This is a genomic window from Roseibium sp. RKSG952 (genome assembly GCF_009711355.1).
Window position 1 is genome coordinate 1 of record NZ_SMMF01000661.1, and the last position, 3,435, is coordinate 3,435.

3 protein-coding genes are annotated in these 3,435 nt (G+C 56.5%); all 3 read left to right on the forward strand.

What is annotated here, in order from left to right:
* Positions 1-245 precede the first annotated feature (245 nt).
* Positions 246-1,268: a J domain-containing protein gene (locus E1297_RS03455; protein WP_155133910.1), complete on the forward strand. Its 1,023-nt coding sequence runs from the start codon at positions 246-248 to the stop codon at positions 1,266-1,268.
* Between the two features lie 18 nt (positions 1,269-1,286).
* Positions 1,287-2,201 (forward strand): hypothetical protein, encoded by a 915-nt coding sequence (locus E1297_RS03460; RefSeq protein ID WP_155133913.1) that lies wholly within the window; start codon positions 1,287-1,289, stop codon positions 2,199-2,201.
* 12 nt (positions 2,202-2,213) lie between these two features.
* Positions 2,214-3,435: adenylosuccinate synthetase (locus tag E1297_RS03465; protein WP_155133916.1), on the forward strand; the 1,222-nt coding region annotated here is incomplete at its 3' end.

Here is a 3,435-nt window from a genome sequence, read left to right on the forward strand (position 1 = left end):
CCCCCCCCCCCCAATTCTGTTCGTCGCCATGCCCTAGTTTTTCACAGCAGTCTCCCAATAGAAGATACTTCAAAGGAATCCCCTCCCGTCTTGCAATGAAGGGGAGGGTACCATCGCTCAATTCAGATGGAGGCTTGAGCACGCGTGGCGCATAATCCCTCTATTAATTTGCAATTTGCATATTGCAAATTAATAGAGGGTGTGTTTAAGTTTAAATCAATAGCCTGACAACACGGACCGCAGCTATGCCGACAGCCGCTGAAATTCTCAAAATGAGTGCGGAGCAAGCAACGATCTTGTTCCCGGGAGACGAGCGCGAAATTAAGAAGCGCTTCCATAGGTTAGCAATGACATGGCATCCAGACAGAAGCAGCGATCCCAAATCAGGAGACGTCCTCCAGAAGCTAATCGAGCTAAAAGAGGTCGCCTTGAGGGGTTGTCTAAAAGTGGTGAGACATGAAGTACTTCTAAAAACTGACGAAGACAAGACTTTCCGCCTCAACTTTTTAAAGGAGAATCTCACAGAGGCAGGACGGATACTGATCGGCACCAATACCGTTACATTTATCCACCGCCCGGACCTGGGCGATATCGGCAGGGCAGAGAAGGAGAGGGTGGAAAACCTAAAATTCGCCAACGACATGATGCGCAAGCAAATGAGAACATTGCTCCCGTGCACTATCAAATCCAGCGCACTAAAAGATGGAGGACATTTCACCGTTATGGAGCGTCCTGCCGGGTCTGTATTTCTAAAGGATCTCATCGAATACCACGGTGGACAGATGCCGGTGCGGCATGTCGCATGGATTGTCTCGGGACTAATGAATATCGCGTGTTATCTGGAATGGGCTGGGTTAGTTCATGGAGCAATCAGCCCCGAAGCGCTGACGATTCAGCCCGAGAAGCACTCTGTCCATTTACTTGGCGGATGGGGTTTCGTGACGAAGATCGGCGAACGGCCAATAGCTCTACCCGGAAGGACGACAGAAGTTTACCCGAAGATCGCAGTCAAGGGACAGGCAGCCACGCCGGAGATCGACGCAAGTCTCATTCGAAACGTTGCCCTCGATTGCCTTGGGAAATCGCATGGCGGTCAACTGCTGACCGAGGGAACGGTTCCGAAACCGTTCGCAAACTGGATTTCGTTACCTCCCGCATCGCGGGCGGTTGCGGATTACGAAGCGTGGATGACTGCGCTCGTTGAATCGTTCGGACCTCGACGATTCGAAAAAATGTCTTGCACTAGCGCCAAAATCTACGGCGTTTAGCCACAAAAGGAGAAATTCATGGGATACGCAAGATGGGACCCCGCCGACTGGAACAGCTACAACACAAAACACGTAGCAGGGAAATCCGCTTCTGAGATCTTTACCTCTTCGAAGATGAAGGATTCGTTCGACCCGTCGAAGATCGAGTTCCGCGAGTCGAGAGACTCCGACATCAACCCGAACTCGACACCGATCATCCTGGCCTCCGACGTCACGGGATCGATGGGAATGATCGCGGAATCAATGATCCGAAAGGGTCTCAACACGGTCGCAACCGAGATCTACGACCGAAAGCCAGTCACCGATCCACACATCATGGCGATGGCCGTCGGGGATGCGGAATGCGACAGATCACCGCTTCAGGTCACCCAGTTTGAGGGCGACATCAAGATCGCGGAGCAGCTCAAGGAACTCTACATCGAGCGTGGCGGCGGGGGTAATGGTGGCGAGAGCTACATGCTACCCCACGTGTTCGCCGCGATGAAGACAAGGACCGACGCGTTCGAAAAGCGCCGGAAGAAAGGCTACCTCTTCACTATCGGCGACGAGCCGACACTGGACGGGGTCACCATGAAACAAGCCAAGAGGTTCCTTGGACTCGATCTTCAGACGAACCTCTCGGCGGAGGATTGCGTCAACCTAGCGTCCAGGACCTACGAGGTCTTCCATGTGATCCTGTCGACAGTCGGATACGCCAAATACCGTCTGGACGAGGTGAAACGGACGTTCGAACCGATCCTGCCTCAGCGGATCCTCTACGTCGAGGACCCGGATAAGGTGGCTGAGTCCATCGTGTCCGCGATCCAGATCTGCGAAGGAGCGAACAAGGCCGATGTCGCCGCGAGCTGGAGCGGCGACACCTCCCTGGTGGTAGCAAACGCGGTTCGCGATCTGGCGACGGGCGGCGGCACCGGGATCCGGCGCCTGACATAGGGAGATGAGAGCATGACGAAGATCGCAAAAGCGGTCATCGGTTCCGGATACGGCGACGAGGGAAAAGGCCTGATGACTGACTACCTCGCCGCCACAATCCCGGATGCCGTGATCGTAAGGACGAATGGAGGGGCACAGGCCGGACATACGGTCGTCACCCCGGAGGGCGTGCGCCACGTGTTTCACCACGTCGGATCGGGCGCTCTCGCCGGAGCGCGCACCCACCTCTCCAGATTCTTCGTCGCGCACCCGATGTTCTTCCTGAACGAAATGGAGGTTCTCGCCGGCATGGGCGCGAACACCGAGGTCACGATCGACCCGAGAGCGCTCGTGACAACGCCGTACGACATCATGGTCAATCAGATCATCGAATCCCGACGGGCGAAAGGCCGGCACGGAAGCTGCGGCATGGGATTCGGCGAGACGATCGAGAGGTCAAACGAAAGACTGTTTGAGATTACAGCCCGTGACCTCAAACGCAACGTCAGACCGCTGCTCAGACGCATACGTGAGCAATGGGTGACGCGGCGCCTCGAGAAACTCGGCGTGAACGACCCTACGGAAGACGAACTTGCACCCGTTCAAAGCGATGAAATCCTCGAGAGATTCGCACAAGACTGCGAGCGCTTCCGGGAGCTGGTTCGGCTTCGCGATGACGAGGACCTCGGCCGCGAGGAAGCCGTCATCTTCGAGGCCGCTCAAGGACTTATGCTCGACCAGGACTACGGATCATTCCCGCACGTGACCAGGTCGAACACGGGTATGCCAAATATCGCCGCCGTGTGTCTGGAGGCCGGGATCGAGGTCGTCGACATCTATTACATGACCCGGGCCTACACCACCCGTCACGGGGCGGGACCGCTTCGAAACGAGACCGAATCCCTAAAGGGAATGGAGGTGAACGATCCGACGAACGCCGCGAACGAGTGGCAGGGCGCGTTGCGTCTGGCACCGCTCGATGTTGACGGCTTGGTTCGAGCCATTCGACACGATCTCGCGCGCGTGGGGAACGAACTCGATGTCAGACCAGGCATCGTCGTAACCTGTATGGATCAGATCGTCGGCGATACCGCCCCAGTCGAGGTCGCCGGCAAGATCCTCGACGAGGACAAGTCCTCTCTTCTCGGCGATTTCGGGAACGAATGGGCGCCGTACATTCTTTGGGGCGCGTCCTACGGACCCACCAGGAACGACGTAAGGCTGGTTAACGTCTTCCCCGCCCTGCGGGACGTGG